Source organism: Humidesulfovibrio sp. (genome assembly GCF_031082295.1).
Lineage (GTDB): Bacteria > Desulfobacterota > Desulfovibrionia > Desulfovibrionales > Desulfovibrionaceae > Humidesulfovibrio.
The window spans coordinates 13370-32463 of record NZ_JAVHLD010000012.1; the positions used below are offsets into that span (position 1 = coordinate 13370).

Genomic DNA, 19094 nt, shown 5'->3' on the forward strand with positions numbered 1-19094 from the left:
CTACATCTTGGCCAGGTCGAGGTTGAGAATCTTGGCCAGGTCACGCACCACATCGTAGTCTTTGTCCGTGATGGCAACGAACCCGTCAGCCTTGAAGGGCTTGAGCACTGCCGGATCGTTCAAGCCGGTGAAGGCGGCCCTGATCTTTTCCTTGAGGGCGGGGGCAAGGTTGGAGCGCATGACCCAGGGGTATTCGGGAAACTCCTTGGACACGGCCAGCACTTTGACCTTCTTCAAGGAAATGGTGCCCTTTTCCACGAGCATGTTGAAGATGGACTCGGAGAGCCCGCCCGCCTGGGCGTTGTTGTTTTGCACGTTCAGGGCCACGGCATCATGGCTGCCCAGGAAGTGCTCCTCATAGTCGCGCTTGGGCTCCAGTCCCTTGGCCTTGAGGATGGACTTGGGGATCAGGTGCGAGGACGTGGACGCGGTATCCCCGTAGGCCATCTTCTTGCCCTTGATGTCCTCGATGCTGTTCACCCCGGAAGCGATGCTGCCAATGACCACGCCGCGATAGGTGGCCTTGCCTTTCTTCTGCATGGCCGCGAAGGGCTCGATGTCACTCTTGGATTTGGCCAGAACATAAGACAGGGGACCGAAGAAGCCCAGGTCGAGGCGGCCGTGGCGCATGGCCTCGATCATGGAGGAGTAGTCGGTGGTGACCACCAACTCCACTTTCTTGCCCAGACTCTTCTCCAGATAGTCCTTGAGGGCCTGGTTGTTCTTGATGATGGTGCTGGGGCTTTCGTCCGGCAGCAGGGCTACCTTGAGCGTTCCCGGATCAGGGTTGGCGGCAAAGGCATGGGTGCCAAGGATGAGGCTCATGCCGACAAGCAGAAGCGATGCGATGCGTTTCATGGATTCCCTCATGGCTTGCTAGAAGGTTTCGGATGGTGGTTCAGGCAGCCTTGGCCTCAAGGACGGCAAGCTCGTTCTCACCGGTCTCTTCCTCGGGCTGTGACGAGACATCACCGCCAGAAGTGTAGATCTCTTTAAGAGCGCTTTCGCTCAACTCGTTTGGCGGAGCATCGAACACAACCCGCCCGTCCTTGAGGGCAATGACCCTGTCGGCGAACTTCCGGGCCAGGTCCACCTGATGCAGGCTCACCACCGTGCAGATGCCATCCTCCCGGCAGATCTTCAGGAGCAGTTCAAGAATCTCCTCTGACTTGGCGGGATCCAGGCTGGCCACAGGTTCATCAGCCAGGATGATGCGCGGCTTCTGAGCCAGGGCGCGGGCGATGCCTACGCGTTGCTGCTGGCCGCCCGAGAGCCTGCCGGCGCGCGTGAGGGCGAAATCCAGTAGCCCTACGCGCTCAAGGCACCCAAGAGCGTCGGTGACATCCTTGCGCGACCAGGGGAGCAGGCTCCTCCAAAGCGGCGTGCAGCCAAGGCGACCGTTAAGGACGTTGGCCAGGGCCGTCTGGCGAAAGATGAGTTGGTGCTGCTGGAAAACGAACCCTGTCATGCAGCGCAGTGCGTGACGCTTGGAGGCGGTGTCGATAGACCCTATCCCCTCAATCTCCACCGTTCCGCCAGTCGGAACGGTGAGCTGATTCAGGCACCGCAGCAGGGTTGATTTTCCGGCCCCTGAGGGACCGAGGAGAACGCTGAAACGGCTGGCTTCAAAGGTAAGATCCGTGGGATATAGCGCCGTGTGCGCCTGGTAGATTTTGGTGAGGCCTTGGATCGTGAGCATATGGAAGCCCTCCTTGCATGGGAGGATCCCTAGCATCTGAACTCCAAGGAGTCATGACGGCAGAGTCACAGGCATGTGACAATAGCAGCAGACCTGTTCAGAGGAGCCAACAAGAATAATACGGCCGTCTTTCCTGCGTCACCCACCTTTTGCCGGGCCGTCACACAACCGTCACATGGCGGGGCTTTATGATGTTCCGTGCAAGCGTAAACATCAACCCCTTCGGAGGCTCATCCATGAAACGTCTTCTTTCCGCCGCACTCGCCGCCCTGGCCGTGCTCGGCCTCGCCGCCGTCTCCTTCGCCGGCGACCTCCCGGTCAAGGGCTCCACCACTGTCCAGCCCATCATGCAGAAGGCCGTCGAGGCCTTCATGGCCAAGAACAAGGGCGTGTCCATCTCCATCTCCGCCTCCGGCTCCGGCGACGGCGCCAAGGCCCTCATCGACGGCAGCACCCCGCTGGCCATGATGAGCCGCGAGATGAAGGAGTCCGAGATCAAGCAGGCCAAGGATAAGGGTGTGAACCCCAAACAGATCATCATCGCTTACGACTGTCTGACCCCCATCGTGCACCCCTCGAATCCGGTGAAGAACCTGACCATGGACCAGCTAAAGGACATCTACACCGGCAAGATCACTGACTGGAAGGACGTGGGCGGCGCAGCCGGCCCCATCTCCGTGGTCTCCCGCGACTCCTCCTCCGGCACCTTCGAGTACTGGAACGAGCACGTCTTGAAGAAGGAGCGCGTCTACGCCCGCGCCCAGATGCAGGCCTCCAACGGCGCCGTGGCCCAGACCGTGTCCAAGCAGAAGTCGGCCATCGGCTACGTGGGCCTGGCCTACACCCAGAACAAGGGCCTCAAGGCCGTAACGGTGGAAGGCGTCGGCGGCAGCGTGGAAAACACGCTCAACGGCACCTATCCCATCTCCCGCGGGCTGTACCTCTACTCCAACGGCGAGCCCACCGGCGACGTGGCCAAGCTCGTGAACTACATCCTCTCCGACGAGGGCCAGAAGATCGTTGCCTCGGTGGACTATGTGCCCCTGAAGGCCGCCAAGGCCGCGAAGGCGGACAAGAAGGCCAAGAAGTAACAACGCTTCCCCGAGCGCCAAGACCGTTTCGACCTTCCTCCTTTGGGACCCCTCCTCCCAGCCCGGCCCGGCCCATCCGGACCGGGTTCGGGCGGAGGGGTCGAAACGCAAGAGACCGGAGATTCGCCCATGCGCCGCAGCACCAGGGAAATCCTCATCAAACGGGCCTTCATGGCCACGGCCGTGACCTCGCTGGCCGTGCTGGCGCTGATCATGGTCTTTTTGTTCATGGAGGGCCTGCCCGCCTTCAGCTTCGTCAGCGTGAAGGGCTTCCTGCTGGGCATGGACTGGTACCCCACGGACGAGGCCAACCCGGCCTACGGCATCCTGCCGCTCATCGTGGCCAGCGGCGCGGTGACGGCCCTTTCTTCCCTGGTGGCCATCCCCCTTGGCGTCATGACCGCCGTGTACCTGGCGGAGATCGCCTCCCCACGCGTGCGCGCCGTGGTCAAGCCCATTGTGGAGATGCTGGCGAGCCTGCCCTCGGTGGTCATCGGCTTCTTCGGCATGGTGGTCATGGCCCCGTTCCTCCAGGACTATTTCGACATCCCCGTGGGCCTGAACCTGGCCAACGCCGCGCTCATGCTGGCCTTCATGAGCGTGCCCACCATCGCCAGCGTCAGCGAGGACGCCATCTACGCCGTCCCGCGCGACCTCAAGGAAGCCAGCTTCGCCCTGGGCGCCACGCACCTGGAAACGCTTCTGCGCGTCACCATCCCGGCCTCGCTCTCCGGCATCGGCACGGCGGTGATCCTGGGCATGAGCCGGGCCATCGGCGAGACCATGGTGGTGCTCATGGTGGCGGGCGGCGCGGCGGTGATTCCGGACTCGCTCTGGAGCCCGGTGCGGCCCATGCCCGCGAGCATCGCGGCGGAGATGGCCGAGGCGCCGTTTCGCGGCCACCACTACCATGCGCTCTTCGCCACGGCCATGGTGCTCTTCCTGGTGACGCTCTGCTTCAATATCCTGGCCGACTACATCTCCCACAAGCACAGCCAGACCGGCTCGGCCAGCCTGTAAAGCGAGGCGAACATGAACGTTGACGCGACCGTCTCCCTGCCCACGCCCCCGCGCCGGTCCCTGTCCGTGACCACGGGCCGCGACCGCGTGCGCAAGACCAAGCAGTGGCTGGCCTTCCTGATGCTGCGCGGCGCCATCCTCATCGTGGCCGCAGCCCTGGCCGTCATCATCGGCTTCCTGCTGGTCAACGGGCTGTCGTCCATTTCGTGGAGTTTCCTGACCGAGGTCCCGCGCAACAACATGACCGAGGGCGGCATCTGGCCGTGCATCGTGGGCACGGTGCTGCTGTCGCTGGGGGCCATGGCCGTGGCCCTGCCCCTGGGCGTGGCCAGCGCCATCTACCTGCACGAGTACGCCCAGCCGGGCAGGCTCATGCGCGTCATCCGCCTGGGGGTGAACAACCTGGCGGGCGTGCCCTCGGTGGTGTTCGGCCTGTTCGGCCTGGGACTGTTCGTCACGGTGCTCGATCTCGGCGTGTCGCTCCTGGCTGGCTGGCTGACGCTGGGCGTGCTGTGCCTGCCGGTGATCATCGGCACCACGGAGGAGGCCCTGAAGAGCGTCCCGGCCACCTACCGCGAGGCCTCCCTGGCCCTTGGCGGCACCAAGTGGCAGACCATCTGGCGGGTGGTGCTGCCCAGCGCCCTGCCGGGCATCCTCACCGGCTCCATATTGGGCATCAGCCGCGCCGCGGGCGAGACCGCGGCCATCATGTTCACGGCGGCGGTGTTCTACACCCCGAAGATGCCGACCTCCATGTTCTCCGACGTCATGGCCCTGCCCTACCACATCTACGTGCTGGCCACCGCGGGCACGGAGATCGAGAAGACCCGGCCCATCCAGTATGGCACGGCGCTGGTGCTCATCGCCCTGGTGCTGGGCATGAACCTCTTCGCCATCTTCCTGCGCGCCTGGCTGCAGAGACGGGGGGAGCGGTAACGGGCAAAACAAAGAGGCTTCAGCCGTACAGCCATCAGGCTTCCCACTGCCAGGGCAGATGCCCCCCCGGACACTTCGCTGACAGGCTCTCTGCCTGCAAGCTGCGCATCCTCGGGTTGGTCCAAGCTGCCTCCCTCTCATCTTCGGCATAACTGCGGCCAGCATCTCCACCACGCACAAGGTGCGAAACTGTCCACCAATGTGCCTTTGTGCGGGTGCAAGAAGCTCTGCGCCTCCTGTTCCTCGTCATGGGCAACAAGATGCTCCATGCCCTACCAAGTCTGCACGACAAGCGGCCTGGCCCAGAGTTGACGCTCCAGGCCAGGCCGCTTGAATGTAGTTTGACCGGAGGGACTTCTCTAACCCTTGCACCTGTGTTTCACGTTCTGGCCTTCCTTGATGAAGATGACGGCCTCGGCAAGGTTGGTGGCTAGGTCACCGATTCGTTCCAGGTGCCGTGAGGCCATTATGACATGCACGCTGCGCTCCACGATCCGTGTCTCCTCGACCATGGTGCTGATGGCCTCCTTGAGCACCTTGAGGGACAGTTCGTCGGCGGTGTGGTCCATGGCGCAGATCTCCCCGGCCAGCACCGTGTCTTCGTCCACAAAGGCACGCACGGCCTTGGTCAGCATATCCTGCACATGGGCGCAGAGCCGCTCCATGCGAGCATTGGCTGGCAGGGGCGGCCGAGTGGACAGAAACAGGGTGCGGTGGGCCAGGTTCACGCATTCGTCGCCGATGCGCTCCAGGTTCACGGTGAGGCGCATGGAGCCGATGATGAGGCGTAGGTCTTTGGCCATGGGCTGGTCCAAGGCCAGCAGTTCCAAGTTGAAGGTGTCGATGGCGTCTTCCATGTCGTTGACAGCCGCATCGTTCATGACCACGCTCTCGGCCAGGTCGGTGTCGTTCTCCAGATAGGCGCGGGTGGCGTCGTGCACGGCCTTCTCGGTGAGGGCGGCCATGCGGATGAGCTGCATGCGCAGTTCGTCGAGCTTCTGGGTGAAATGGATGCGCTGCTGCATGTGTCCCCCTAGCCGAAGCGGCCGGTGATGTAGTCTTCTGTCTGCTTGTTGCGCGGGCGGGTGAAGATGGTGCGAGTGTCGCCCTCTTCGATGAGTTTGCCTAAATAGAAGAAGGCCGTGCGGTCGGACACGCGCGCGGCCTGCTGCATGCTGTGGGTGACGATGATGATGGTGAGGTCGCGCTTGAGCTCGTGGATCAGGTCCTCGATCTTCTGGGTGGCGATGGGGTCGAGCGCGCTGGCGGGCTCGTCCATGAGCAGGACCTCGGGCCGCACGGCCAGGGCGCGGGCGATGCACAGGCGCTGCTGCTGGCCGCCGGACAGTCCCAGCGCCGAGGACTCCAGGCGGTCCTTGACCTCGTCCCAGAGGGCCGCGCCGCGCAGGGAGGACTCCACGCTCTGATCGAGGACGCGCTTGTCCTTCACGCCGTTGACGCGCAGGCCGTAGGCCACGTTCTCGTAGATGGTCTTGGGGAAGGGGTTGGGCTTCTGGAATACCATGCCGATGCGCCGCCGCAACTCCACCACGTCCACGCCGGGGGCGTAAATGTCCTCGCCATCCAGGGTGAGCCGGCCGTCGACCCGCGCGCCGGGGATGAGGTCGTTCATGCGGTTGATGCAGCGCAGGTAGGTGCTCTTGCCGCAGCCCGAGGGGCCGATGAGCGCCGTGACCTGGTGCTCCTCAAAGTTTAGGTCCACTTGGTGCAGCGCCTGGAAGGCCCCGTAGTGGAAGTCCAGGGACTGTGAAGCAATCTTTATGTTGGGCATGGGCTCTCCGTGCTCTGCCGGTCAGGGCCAAGCGGGACACTTTCCCGCCAAGCCGTTGCCTGCGGGGTGAAGATACTCTTTGGGCGCAACATCAGGGACACGAGAATGTGACAATTCGGTGACGAAGCACAGGGAGCAAGGTCCCGCAAGCGTTGATCTTGAGTACCAGCCACTCATGGCGCACGGCGAGGGAGGAGAGAAGGGCGCAATAGTTGCTGGCGGGAATGCATTTCAGTCTTTGAACCGGTATCCCACGCCGCGCAAGGTCTCGATCCAGTCGGCATAGTGGCCCAGCTTGACCCGCAAGCGGCGCATGTGCGTGTCAATGGTGCGCGAAGTCCCTTCGAATTCCGTATTCCAGACCATATCCAGGAGCCTGTCTCTGGAGAGCACGCGGCCCCGGCTCTGCACGATGGCCTTGAACAGCTTCTGCTCGGTGGCAGTCAACACGCGCTTTTCGCCGTCCACTAACATTTCATGAGCAGCAAAGTTCACCATGAGCCCTTCGCGCTGGAAAGTGTCCGAGTTTTCGTCATGTTCCGAACTTGTCCTGCGCAGCACGATCTTGATACGCAGAAGGAGTTCGCGAGTGCTGAAGGGCTTGAGCACATAGTCCTCGGCTCCAAGCTCCAGACCCACAACGCGGTCCACCTCATCGGTGCGCGCGGTGAGAAAGATCACCGGCACCGCGCTTAAGGAAGGGATCTGCTTGAGCGTGCGGCAAACTTCAAAGCCGTCCATTTCCGGCAGCATCAGGTCGAGCAGCACGAGGTCAGGACGCCAGCGGTCCATGACGTTTAGAGCCTGTTTTCCGTCCAGCGCCGTGCGCACTTCAAAGCCTGCCGCGGTGAGATTGTAACGCAAGAGCTCACACGTTTCCGCATGATCCTCCACCACCATGACTCGCCGCTGTTCCATGAGCTAAGCTCCCCGTTATGAATGAGATGAAAGGCAGCGTTACTTGCAATTGCGTTCACCTTAGACCCCTCCGGGGCGCCCATTGTTACCTTGGCGTTACGTCGGGGCAAAGGTTCCGCAACACCGGATCAGGCTGCAGAGTCTTCCTTGAGCGGGGCAGGTTCGGCGCAGACTCCCTGACCGTTTCCGGGCAGTTGTTCGGTGCCCAGCGGTTGCCTGCGATCCCTCGCGTACACATTACCGGGCAGGGACTTGGCGTATTTCTTCACATACGCGGCGCGTTCGCCGATCTCCTGGAGACTGCAGGGTCCGCCGATCTCCAGGATGCCGATGCTGAGCGACACCAGTGGATAGGTTCGCTCCACGCCGTCGCGGCCCGTGGCGATGACCTCGCCGCGCGTGCGGTCCTCCAGACAGTAGCAGCCCCGGATGAGGCGCTTGAAGCTGCGCGTAGTGGCCTGGCAGATGCGCTCCACGTGTTCTGGCTTGCTCATCAAAACGAAGTCGTCCCCGCCGATGTGAAAGAGCTTTGCCGTGGCGTCACCATAGCGGCGCACGCTGTGGTCCAGCAGGTCTGCGGCCAGCTTGATGACCCGGTCGCCGTTCTTGAAGCCATAGGTGTCGTTGTAGACCTTGAAGTTGTCCAGGTCGGCGTAGGCGATGGAAAAGCATTTCCCGGCCGCCACGCTGGCCTCGACCTCCTGCTCCAGGGTCACGTTGCCGGGCAGGCCCGTGAGCGGGTTGGTGCCCTTGGCCATCTCCACCTGGACGCTCGCCAGGGTGCTTAGAAGCCGCTGCACGGTGACGATGCCCAACACCCGCCCCTGGCTGGTGACGATGATGTCATCGTAGGCCTTGATCTTCTCGCGCTGCATGGCGGCCTTGGCCGTTTGCTCCACGGGCGTTGCCTCGTCCACGATGAGCGGGCTGCGGTCCATGATGGCCTCCACGGGCCGTTTGGCATACAGGGCCGAACCGAACTGCCCGGAGAGCTGCCGATTGAGCTGGTATTCCATGACCAGGCCGATGGGCCTCTCCTCGTCCACAATCACGATGCTGGTATGTTGGCGTGTGGACTCGAAGCACTGCTGGGCGTCGGGCACGAGCATCCCGGCCGGGCGCACCTGCGCGGCCTCCACAAGATTGCCGATAGGCATGAGGCAGGAGGTGCTGATTCGCGTCTGCTCCTGACGGGTCCGCAGATAGGTGGTGTCGAGCGCCAGGGAGGGCTTGGGCGTGGCTGGCTTGGCCAGGTAGTAGCCCTGACCGTAATGCACGCCGATGTCGATGAGGCAGGCGGCCTGGGCCTGTGACTCGATGCCCTCGGCGATGATCTTGGAGCCGATCTTGTCGGCAAAGGTGACGAAGGTTTCGATGAGCGCGCGCTTCACCGGATCCTTGTCGATGCCCTGGATGAGGCTCATGTCGATCTTGATGAAATCCGGCCTGATCTGGGCGATGGAGGTGAGCCCGGAATACCCGGCCCCGGCGTCGTCGATGGCCACCAGATAGCCCTGGCTGCGGTAGTGGTCCAGCGTGCGGTGGAAGAGGGCGAACTCTGTGATGCTGTGCCGCTCGGTGATCTCAAAAACAATGTTCTCCGGGGCGAGCCCCACGGTTTCGAGCAGCTCCAGCGTTTTGCCGTGGGTGAAATTCGGGTCGGCCATGGTCTTGGGATGGATGTTCAGAAAGAGCTTTTGCCCAGGGGCTATGAGTCCCAGGGTGCTGATGGCCTTTTCGCGGCACAGGCGTTCCAGGGCGAAGAGCTTGCCGGACTGCTCGGCAAAGTCAAAGAGCATGGCCGGGGACTGAAAGGCCGTGCCCTCGGGGCCGCGCGCGAGGGCCTCCCAGGCCAGGATGGTGCCGGTGGTGAAGTCTGCGATGGGCTGGAACACCGCGCGCACGTCCCGGTTGTGCAAAATGGCATTGAATTCGGTGGACAGGGAGAGCTGGCTTAAATCCAGGCGCATTTTGGCGCGCAGCCGGGCCTCGTTCACGGCCTGGAACAGCCGGGCCTCGCGGTCCTGGCCTTTGGCTACGGTGTGGCGAGCGCAGCCGAATCCCAGGTCCAGCTCACGCCCGGCCCAGCGCAATAGGTGCGCGTTGGCCTCGCGCTGAGCCAGGAGTCGGATCTCGTAAGCCGTGTCGTGCTGAGTGCGCGGATCATCTCCTTGGCTGGGCCAGCCCAGCAGGTATTCGCCAGGTTCAAGCGTCATACAAAATGGCACCACATGCAGGCGTTCGCTGACGGCCCGGCGGAGCACGGCAGTGAGCTGCGCCTCGACCTCCTGAGCCAGGTCGTTGCCGTAAAGTTCGCGCAACAGGGGGAAGTCGCGCACGTTGATGAGCAGGATGTCGAAGTCCTGCCCATTGCGCACGAGTTCACGCAGGCGGTTTGTGCGCAGGTCAGGAGCGCCAGTGTCGGCTGCTGGCGCATGCTTGCCATTGCGTAGCAGGTGCAAAACGGTTTTGATCATTGCGGACCTCGGGGGATCTGGCTGTGTGGTGTATGTGACGTGTATGTCTCGCGTGGAGATAGTTATGTCCCGACGACGGTTGTGTGACGCCCTTGTGACAACCTGGAAAGCATTGGGTACAGAAAATATGGAAAACGCCCGGAGAAACATGTCCGTCCGGGCGTAGGTGGAGCGCGAAGCTTGCGGCTAGCGGTAGTGCCGGTTGCTCCCGCCCATGGCCAGGAATACCTGGGGAGGGATGATCTGTAGGAGTTGACCTAATGCGAGAGGGCTACATCAGCACCGCGTGGCCGCTTGCTATACATAGGTATGCTTAAGCTTCATGACGTCTCGGTAGGGAACCACGCCCTGGATCACATCCTTTTCGTCCAGGACGGGAATGGCCCGAAAGCCATAGCGCTCGAACATGGCTGCGGCGTCCTTGAGGGTGTCCCCAAGGGCCAAGCTCTTGACGCCGGTGGTCATGATGGCGTCCAGCCGCTGGGAGGGCTCTGCGCGCAGAATCGAATGGTAATTGACCACTCCGAGCAGACGGTTGTCGCCGGAGAGGACGTAGACGTACCAGATGACGTCCTTGTCGCGGGCGACCTCGCGGAATTGCTGAAAGACCTCGTCGACCTTGGTCTCGGGCGGAAAGGTGATGATGCTGTCCGTGGCGAAGTCGGCGATATCCTTGTCGTGGTCGTCCATGAGCGACTCGATCTTTTCGACATGGTCCTTTTCGTCCATCAGGGCCAGGATGTCGTCGGCATCGGAGGCCGGCAGGGCCGAAAGCACATCCGCAGCCTGGGCCGGGGTCATTTCGTCAATAAGGTCGGCGGCCATCTCGTCGCCGATGCTTTCGATGATTTCGCGTTGCACGCGGGGTTCGATCTCTTCCAGGGTGTCGGAAGCTTTTTCCAGACCCAATGCGTTGAAGATGGCTAGGCGCTGATCGTGCTCCATCTCCTCCAGGATGTCGGCCAGGTCCACAGGGTGGATCTCATGGATCTTGTCCTTTAGGATGTTGAGCTTGAGGCTGCCAGTGAAACGGCCCAGCTCATGTGAGAGCGGCTGCACGAATTTCCAGGGAATGGGCTCATCCTTGAGGGTGGCCGCCAGGTCGCTGATGAAGCTGGCCAGGCGGCTGAGGCCGATGCGGCGTAGGAAGCTCTGGCGCGAGCAGTCCACGCCGCTGACAAACAGTTTGCCACTGCGGCCGCACAGGCGCACGTCGTAGACCACCTCGACCTCATGGTCCTCAAGGTCTACGATTTTCTTATCCAGGATGTGATCCTGCAAAAGCACCAGGCCGTCGAAGTGGTCCTTCTCGCGGCTTTCAATGCTTTCCAGGCTCACCGCGACCTCCCGCTCCCCGATCTCGACGTCGGACCACGGGACCAACAGCGACTTGTAGCCAAAGGAGCGGCGGACGATGATGTCGGTGATTTCCGGCAAGACCTCAGTCTCACGGATGACCATATCGTCGAGCTTGCCGATCTTCTTGCCGTTCCATACGACCTTCAGGCCGAGGAGGTCAGAAAGGGAATAGGCCTGCTCGGTGCAGGTAGAATTGTTCTGCTGGACCATGATGTTCTCCCTTATAATGCTGGGCTACGCCGTCAGCACAGTGATGAACTTGTACAGAAGCAGGCCCACCAGCAGCAGCAGGTAGCAGCGCAGGAGCAACAGACAGACCTTGACCGGGCGGGACATGACCAGGCTCGGCGTGGCGTATTTCTCGTTGATCTCGTTGATCTTCCGGAAGTGTTTGCGCATGAAGTTCTTGAACATGGTCAGCCTCCCTGGCTAGCCGAACAGGCTCGGAAACAGCGCGCTGGCCGCATAGAGCGAGGAGAGCACGACGATGACCGAGACAATGCCGATGTTGACGATGTTTTCAAAGAGCGTGTTCTTGTATGCACCCATGGTCTTTTCGTCGTTCAAAAGCAGAATCAGGAAGACCAGGGCGGCGGGCAGAAGCGTCACCGCCACCACCTGCACGAAGAGCGTGATGAGCACCAGCGGGGCACCGGGGATAAGCACCACGCCGCCGGCGGTGACAAGGGCCAGAAAGTAGGCGGCATAGAACCAGGGAGCTTCCTTGATCTTGTTGTTGAGCGAATGCGCCCAGCCGAAGATCTCGCCCAGCGCCCAGGAACTCGCGAGGGAGATGCAGATGGCGCCGAGGAGCCCTGCGTCGAAGAGCCCGATGGCCATGAACGTTCCGGCATAGCCGTGGGTTCCCATGAGCATTTTGGAGGCCTGGGCTGCGTCGTCAATCTCCATGCCCGGCAGCACTGTGCCCACCACAATGATGATGAAGGCCGCCACCACCACGGTCAGGATGGAACCAAGCAGGGTGTCGAACTTGCCGAAGGGGATATCCTTTTCCGTCATGCCCTTGTCCACCACGGCGCTCTGCTGGAAAAAGATCATCCAGGGCGCGATGGTGGTGCCTATGTTGGCCATGAGGAAGAAGAAGAGCTGGTTGTCGAACTTGCCGCCAGGAAGATTGGGAATGACCCCTGCGAGCACGGCGGAGGTGTCCGGCCGCACCCAGAAGGCCGCCGGGATGTAGATGAGGTTCAGCAGGCAGAAGCCCATGGTGATTTTTTCCCAGGTCCAGTAGCGACCGTTCAGCACCATGAAGCCCATGATGCCGATGACGCCGAGGATGGTCAGCCAGGGGGGCACCCCGAAGATGCCCATGGCTGCGGTCATGCCGATGAATTCGGTGATGAGCGTCAGCCAGTCGCAGAAGACGAGGTCGATGAGCGAGAACCAGCCCCAGAAGGCACCGAAGTTCTCGAAGATGGCCTCGGCGTGCCCGCGCTTGGTCACCGCACCCAGACGTACGGTCATCTCCTGCACGAAGTAGGCGACGGGCACCAGCGCGATGAGAAACCAGATGAAATTGTAGCCGTACTTGGCGCCCGTGGCGGCATACGTAGTGATGCCGCCGGCGTCGTTGTCGGCAATCATGACCACGAGGCCAGGACCGGAGAGTATGAGGAAGAGCCGCAGGGCCTTCCAACTGCGGCGGAACATGTAGAAAAGCTTGGTGAAGATGTTCATGAGAACCTCCATGTGCCACCCCTGGCCGCCAGTATTCTTTGTCGGTGGGGCTCGTGGAAACGGGACCGGTTAGGCGGTCCAGGGCCTGGCCTGGGATCTCCACCAAGGGGAGCGGGCGGTTCCAAGGCGTTCAAGGATTAGGCCTCGACCGCGCGGAGCGTCTACTGTCTTTGTGCAACATTTCCGTGACGAAAACGTGCCGACCGCAGGTGGACGGTGGCTCCGCCGCTGGCGAACGTTTGAAGACCAAGTCGGTCCGAAGGAACAGGCCAGCTATCCCTGCACGGGCGGCTGGTCTTCACCGTCATGCACTTTTCACCCTCCCGTCACACTGGCGCCCTGTTGCGGGGCTAGCATGCTTCGGAACACCGCTAGACCACGGAGGAGCCGGATATGCGTGAAGACACACAGCAGGACGGACTGAGCAGACGCGAGTTGCTGCGGCTTTTGGGAACAGGAGTGCTTGCGGCGCTGGCGCCGGGCATGATGCTCGGGCAGGCCCAGGGCGCGGGCAAGACGGCGGGAGACGGCTTCGAGCGCGCGGCGGGGCCCGGCGTCATCTTCGTGGTGGGCGACGGGATGCCCCTGGGCGTGGTGCGCGCCATGCACGAAATCCGCACCGGGGTCTTTGGCCGGGCGGACTCCAATCTGTATGCCCGCCTGCGCGATCCCAAGTCCTCCGTGGGCTACATGGCCACGGCCAGCCTGTCGAGCATCGTCACGGACTCGGCTCCGGCCTCGGCAGCTTGGGCCACCGGGGTCAAGACGGTCAACCATTCCTTGTCCGTGCTGCCAGACGGCCGCCCGCTTACGACCATCTTTGAGCTGGTGAAGCCGCGTGGCGTGGCCACAGGCCTGGTCACCACCACCCGCGTGACCCACGCCACCCCGGCAGCCTGGATCTCACATCAGCCTGACCGCGACAGTGAGGACGCCATTGCAAGTGAGATGCTGGCCTTCAACCCCGATGTGCTCCTGGGCGGCGGCAGCACCCACTTCGACGCCAAGAAGCGCAAGGACGGACTCGACTTGCTGGCTGGATTCGCCAAGGCTGGTTATGACACCGTTACCGACCGGGCTTCGCTTCTGGCCGCGCCAACGCACGCCAGGCCTCTGGTGGGTCTGTTTTCTCCCTCGCACATCGCCTACCATGTGGACCGCCTGAACGACTCGGCGCTTAGCTCCCAGCCCTCCCTGCCAGAGATGACTGCTGCGGCCCTGAAGCGCCTAGCCAAGAATCCCGACGGTTTCCTGCTTCAGGTGGAGGCCGGGCGCATCGACCACGCCAGCCACTCCAACGATGCCTGGTCAGCCATCATGGACACTATCGAGTTGGATGACACCCTGGGCGTCATCGACGCCTTCCTCAAGGTCAACCCGCGAACCCTGGTCATCGTCACCTCGGACCACGGGAACTCCGGCTGGGGCGTCAACGGAACCGGGCCGGAGTATAACGACGCCACCAGCGCCCTGCGCTCCTACCGTGCCGGCAAGGCCTCCTTCGAGGCCACCATCAAGCGCATGAAGGACAAGAGCGTGGGCGAGATACAACAACTCGTGGCCGAGATGTCGGGCTTTCCCATCAACTTGGACGAGGCGCGGCTCATCCACGAATCCATGCAACCTGGTTACAAACCATTCCCTGGCGACTTCATCTACCAGCCTGACGCCACTATCGGGAAAATCCTGGCCCACAGCGCATACCCGTCCAAAGGCGCGCCGTCTTTGCGTCGGGGCAACGTGGGCTTCACCTCCTGCAACCACACTGCCGAAGACCAGCTTCTCCTCGCTTACGGCCACCAAGCCAAGGAGCTCGGCCTGGACCGTCTGGTGGACAACACAGCACTCTTTGACGTCATGTGCCGCGCCTTCGGCGTGACCCACAAGAACCCCACCATGTCTCTGGCCCAGGCGCGGCCCCTCATCTTGGCAAAAGTCAAAGGCGTGGGCATGTTCCGTCGACATATTGTGTAGAGGAAAGCGGCCGGGTGGCCATCCCGTGCCTCGCCACGATTGGTTCACTCATGTGGACGTCTCTTGTGGGGATGGGGCGTGGTGACTTCCTTGGAGGGGGGCGGCATTGGTGTAAGGTTGAATAAACCCGTTTCGCACTGCTTCAAGTCGCTGTTCAACCATCATATGTGTCCCGCGCATGCAGGGACTATCGACATGGCAAGTTGACAATAGCCCTGAATTAAATGTGATATTTCTATACCGGTCTACACTCAAAGGGGAATCATTGGTCTTGAGGTAGCTCCATTGCGTCAACTTGAGCCAACAGCCATCGTCTCACGCGCTATACCGATGCAATAACCACCTAACACTCAGTCATAGAGCATTTTTTAATAAATCTTTGAGCCGGGGTCAAGGGGCAGCGCCCCTTGCGCCGGAGGCATCCTTCATGAACATCCTGACCATCGCGCTCCGCAACGCCCGCAAGAAGTGGGTCCGCACGCTGTTGTTGCTGCTTGTGTTCACGCTCGGCGTGGTCAGCATCGTCTCGCTCAATTTCGTCTCGCGCGTGGTGGGCGAGGGCCTGGAGAAGAAGCTGGTGAGCTTCGGCGCGAACATCCTGGTTTCGCCCAAGAGCGAGAAGCTCACGGTGAGCTATGGAGGTTTCGCCCTGGGCGACATGCTCTTCGACGTGACCTACCTTGACGAGAAGGACACCATCGCGCGCGTCGACGCCATCGAGTTGCGCAAGAACATTTCGGTCATCGCGCCCAAGCTGGTGGTCATGGACCGCGTGCAGGGCACGGCGGTGGCCATCGTGGGCGTGCGTTTCGCGCAGGAGAAGCTGCTTAAGGGCTACTGGATGGTCGAGCAGGGCGCCATCCCCGGCGAGGAGCCCGCGCCCATGAGCGCCAAGCCCAAGGGCTCGGGCATGCATGCTCCTTCGGCCCCGGCCCCCGCGGCGGCCAGCCCCACGGGCCTGCCCCAGGCCGCCATGGCCCCGCTGGGCGTTCCGCTGGACACCTACAAGGGCAACGGCGTTCTTGTTGGCAGCGCGGCGGCGGCCAAGCTGAACCTCAAGCTCGGCTCCGAGATCCCCCTCGGCAACACGCACATGGTGGTGACGGGCATCCTGGCCCCCACGGGCAGCGAGGACGACAACGTGCTGCTGGCCGACCTCACCTTTGTGCAAAACGCCGTGGGCCGTCCCGGCAAGGCCAATTTCGTGGAGGTGGCGGCGCTGTGCTCCGGCTGCCCCATCGAGGACATAGTGCACCAGCTCGCCACGGCCCTTCCGGGAGTGGAGATCAAGACCCTCAGGAACATCGTGGAGCAGCGCATGTACTCGGTGCACTTCGTCAAGCAGCTCATCCTGTCGGTGAGCCTGGTGATCCTGCTCACGGGCTGCTCCATGGTGGGCATCTCCATGCTCTCCGCCGTGAACGAGCGCAAGAAGGAGATCGGCATCCTGCGCTCCCTCGGGTTCTCGCGCCGGGCGGTGTTCTCCATCTTCTGCGCCGAGGCCGCGAGCATCGGCCTGCTGGCTGGGCTGGCGGGGTACGTGACGGGCTACGCGGTGAGCTTCCGCATCCTGGCGGTGCTGGACATGGCCGAGGGCGCTGTCCTGTCCTTCGAGCCCCTGCACCTCGCCGCCACGGTGCTGATCCTGGCGCTCCTGACCTCGCTCGCCTCGCTTGTTCCGGCCTGGAAGGCCGCGGCCATCGAGCCCAGCGAAGCCCTCGTGACCCTTTAGGAGGACACGGCATGAACGCAACCGAAACCACGCGGCCCGCCGCCTTCGCCGCCCCCATGGCCGGAACCCCGCTGCTTGAAGCAGTGGACGTCACCAAGTCCTTCACCCAGGACGGCACGCCCACCCAGGCGCTGAAGGGCGTGTCGCTCTCCGTCGCGCCGGGCGAGTTCGTCTCCATCGTGGGCCGCTCCGGCTCGGGCAAGAGCACCTTCCTCTCGGTGCTGTCCACCCTGCTCCGGCCCGACTCCGGCCAGCTGACCTACAACGGCCAGGACCTGACCCGGGCCACCGAGGCCGAGGTCAACGCGCTGCGCCACGGCGACTTCGCGGTGATCTTCCAGTTCCACTACCTGCTGCCCTACCTGACGGCGCTTGAGAACACGCTGCTGCCCTTCATGCGCGGGCTTCGGCCCGTCTCCGGCGCGCAGCGCAGGCGCGCCCTGGAGTGCCTGGAGCGCGTGGGCCTGGCCGACAAGGGCCACCGCCTGCCGGGGCAGCTCTCCGGCGGCGAGCAGCAGCGCGTCGCCATCGCCCGCGCGCTGGTCAAGGACGCCCGCGTGCTCTTCGCCGACGAGCCCACGGGCAGCCTGGACTCCGCCACCGGGGCCACGGTGATGGAGCTCCTCAGCCAGATCCACAAGGACGGCCTCTCCGTTGTCATGGTCACGCACAACGAACAGTACGCGAGCCTGTCCGACCGCGTGGTCAGGATGACCGACGGCCTGATGGCCTAGGTTCCGGGAGGCGGGAGAAGGTCCGGGCCGCACCCCGGCGCGGAACTTGACGCGTGCCGCCCCCGCGGGTATCATTCGGCATCAAACGTATGATTCAAAGAGGTTTTTTTGAGCAGCATCACCCTGGACATTGCCTCCCCGGTTGCTGGCGAGAGCCACGGCCGGTAAGCGCCCCCAGCGCCTGAGCCGCCCTTTCCCAAGGCGACGGCTCCCGTTGAGGCGCTTTCTGTCCCGCCCATCCTGATCCCGCCCGGCATCGCCCGGCCGGTCATCTCGACGTTCGTCCAGCAGCCACCCACCCCTTGCGTACCCGAGGCACCCTCTGGTCGCGCGCGCCGCTTGCCCTTGCGCACATGCCGCAACAGCCGTCGCCGCCGCGTCCAGAACACCGACACCGCAACAGCGGGCGTTTGGTCCGCCAGACGCCTGCGGGGAATGACAATGACGCTGCAAGAACTCGGCTACAACACTTGGTTTGAACAACACGCAGCCCTCCTGAACACCGGGGGCTGCGCCATCGCGCGCATCACCGCCGTCGACCGCGGCCTCTGCCTGGTGCGCGACGCGCTGCGCGAAGTGCCCGCGGAATTGTCCGGCCGGATGTCCTTCGGCATCGACAGCCCGGAGGAGCTGCCCTGCGTGGGCGACTGGGCGCTGGTGCGCCACTGCAACGACGACACCTTCGCCATCATCGACGGCCTGCTGCCGCGCAGGACCTTCCTCCGCCGCAGGGCGCCGGGGACGGGGGCGGGCTGCCAGATGATCGCCGCGAACATCGACCTCGCCCTCATCGTGCAGTCCTGCCAGTTCGACTTCAACCCGAACCGCCTGGAGCGCTACCTCGTGATGGCGCTGGACGGGGGCGTGGAGCCCCTGGTCCTGCTCACCAAGACGGACCTCGTCCCGGAGGAGGAGGTGGAGCGAAAGCTCGGGGTGCTCCGCGCCCTCGCCAGGGGCAAGGCGTTGCCCCTCAGCAACGTCACCGGCAGCGGGCTGGAGGAGCTGCGGCAGCGCCTCGCCCCTGGGCGGACCTGCTGCCTGCTCGGCTCGTCCGGCGTGGGCAAGACCACCCTCGTCAACCGCCTCATGGGCCGGGAGGCCTTCGAGACGCAGTCCGTGAGCGGCACGGGCGAGGGCAGGCACACAACGACGCGCCGGCAGCTCTGCGTCCTGCAGGGCGGCGCGCTGCTGGTGGATACGCCCGGCATGCGGGAGCTCGGCATCGTGGGGGCGGAGGAAGGCCTTGAGGCCGGGTTCGAGGACATCGCCGTCCTCTCGGCCCAATGCCGCTACGCGGATTGCCGCCATGGAAACGAGCCCGGCTGCGCCGTCAGGGCCGCCCTCGAGGGCGGCGAGCTGGCCGGGGAACGCTATGCGCACTACCTCAAGCTCAGGAAGGAGTCCGAGTACAACGCCCTGTCAGCCCTCGATAAGCGCCGGAAGGACAAGGCCTTTGGCCGGTTCGTCAAGTCGGTCAAGAAGCACATGAGGGATTAGGTCCGGCATCGGACAGCGGCCACGGAGCGGCCACTGCGCCGTAACATGGACGAGCCGCTCGCGCCACTATAGACGGCGTTGGCGATCCGTTCAGCCTGGGGGCTTTGGCAGGCCAGAATACCTGCTGAAGCCCCCCAGGCCAACGGCCCTCGCCAAGGCGGCATTTC

Annotated in this window: 16 protein-coding genes; 7 read left to right on the forward strand and 9 right to left on the reverse strand. The window is 63.2% G+C overall.

The genetic code is table 11. The features are described 5' to 3' along the window. Both phnD and phnC read right to left on the reverse strand, forming a co-directional pair. Positions 1-858 (reverse strand): phosphate/phosphite/phosphonate ABC transporter substrate-binding protein, encoded by an 858-nt coding sequence (gene phnD, locus RDU24_RS08265; RefSeq protein WP_305571518.1) that lies wholly within the window; start codon positions 856-858, stop codon positions 1-3. Positions 859-898: 40 nt separating this feature from the next. Further along, the gene (gene phnC / locus RDU24_RS08270) at positions 899-1699 is read right to left on the reverse strand and encodes a phosphonate ABC transporter ATP-binding protein (RefSeq protein ID WP_305571516.1); all 801 of its coding nucleotides are present in this window, start codon (positions 1697-1699) and stop codon (positions 899-901) included. 236 nt (positions 1700-1935) lie between these two features. Between phnC and RDU24_RS08275 the strand changes: the two genes are divergently transcribed. The 3 genes from RDU24_RS08275 to pstA all read left to right on the forward strand — a co-directional run bounded on the left by RDU24_RS08275 (position 1936) and on the right by pstA (position 4746). After that, complete coding sequence (locus RDU24_RS08275) at positions 1936-2790, forward strand: PstS family phosphate ABC transporter substrate-binding protein (protein ID WP_305571514.1); 855 nt, start codon at positions 1936-1938, stop codon at positions 2788-2790. 129 nt (positions 2791-2919) lie between these two features. Then, positions 2920-3810 (forward strand): phosphate ABC transporter permease subunit PstC, encoded by an 891-nt coding sequence (gene pstC / locus RDU24_RS08280; protein ID WP_308735277.1) that lies wholly within the window; start codon positions 2920-2922, stop codon positions 3808-3810. A gap of 120 nt (positions 3811-3930) precedes the next feature. After that, on the forward strand, positions 3931-4746 hold the full coding sequence (gene pstA / locus RDU24_RS08285; protein WP_308735330.1) for a phosphate ABC transporter permease PstA: 816 nt from the start codon (positions 3931-3933) through the stop codon (positions 4744-4746). A 359-nt stretch (positions 4747-5105) separates the two neighbouring features. On the opposite strand, the gene phoU is transcribed toward pstA, so the two are convergent. From phoU to RDU24_RS08320, 7 genes are all read right to left on the reverse strand, one after another. Continuing rightward, entirely contained in the window at positions 5106-5771 is a 666-nt protein-coding gene (phoU, locus tag RDU24_RS08290) for a phosphate signaling complex protein PhoU (protein WP_305571510.1), read from the reverse strand. 8 nt (positions 5772-5779) lie between these two features. Continuing rightward, positions 5780-6538 (reverse strand): phosphate ABC transporter ATP-binding protein PstB, encoded by a 759-nt coding sequence (gene pstB, locus RDU24_RS08295; protein WP_308735278.1) that lies wholly within the window; start codon positions 6536-6538, stop codon positions 5780-5782. A 231-nt stretch (positions 6539-6769) separates the two neighbouring features. Next, positions 6770-7456, reverse strand: coding sequence for a response regulator transcription factor (locus RDU24_RS08300; protein ID WP_305571506.1), 687 nt, complete (start codon positions 7454-7456; stop codon positions 6770-6772). Positions 7457-7584: 128 nt separating this feature from the next. After that, positions 7585-9933 (reverse strand): GGDEF domain-containing protein, encoded by a 2349-nt coding sequence (locus tag RDU24_RS08305; protein ID WP_308735279.1) that lies wholly within the window; start codon positions 9931-9933, stop codon positions 7585-7587. Positions 9934-10230: 297 nt separating this feature from the next. Beyond that, positions 10231-11502, reverse strand: a complete 1272-nt coding sequence (locus RDU24_RS08310) for a magnesium transporter MgtE N-terminal domain-containing protein (RefSeq protein ID WP_305571502.1) — start codon at positions 11500-11502, stop codon at positions 10231-10233. 24 nt (positions 11503-11526) lie between these two features. After that, positions 11527-11706 carry a hypothetical protein gene (locus RDU24_RS08315; RefSeq protein WP_305571500.1) on the reverse strand — a complete coding sequence of 60 codons (180 nt, stop codon included), beginning with the start codon at positions 11704-11706 and terminating at the stop codon, positions 11527-11529. Positions 11707-11721: 15 nt separating this feature from the next. Then, on the reverse strand, positions 11722-12990 hold the full coding sequence (locus tag RDU24_RS08320; RefSeq protein ID WP_305571498.1) for an NRAMP family divalent metal transporter: 1269 nt from the start codon (positions 12988-12990) through the stop codon (positions 11722-11724). A gap of 393 nt (positions 12991-13383) precedes the next feature. On the opposite strand from RDU24_RS08320, the gene RDU24_RS08325 reads away from it, so the two are divergent. The 4 genes from RDU24_RS08325 to rsgA all read left to right on the forward strand — a co-directional run bounded on the left by RDU24_RS08325 (position 13384) and on the right by rsgA (position 18927). Beyond that, on the forward strand, positions 13384-14964 hold the full coding sequence (locus tag RDU24_RS08325; protein ID WP_305571496.1) for an alkaline phosphatase: 1581 nt from the start codon (positions 13384-13386) through the stop codon (positions 14962-14964). Positions 14965-15391: 427 nt separating this feature from the next. Continuing rightward, positions 15392-16696 carry an ABC transporter permease gene (locus tag RDU24_RS08330; protein ID WP_308735280.1) on the forward strand — a complete coding sequence of 435 codons (1305 nt, stop codon included), beginning with the start codon at positions 15392-15394 and terminating at the stop codon, positions 16694-16696. An 11-nt stretch (positions 16697-16707) separates the two neighbouring features. Then, positions 16708-17430, forward strand: coding sequence for an ABC transporter ATP-binding protein (locus RDU24_RS08335; protein WP_308735281.1), 723 nt, complete (start codon positions 16708-16710; stop codon positions 17428-17430). Positions 17431-17871: 441 nt separating this feature from the next. Next, a complete protein-coding gene (gene rsgA / locus RDU24_RS08340; protein ID WP_308735282.1) occupies positions 17872-18927 on the forward strand; it encodes a ribosome small subunit-dependent GTPase A in 1056 nt (351 codons plus the stop codon). The last annotated feature ends 167 nt before the right edge of the window (positions 18928-19094 follow it).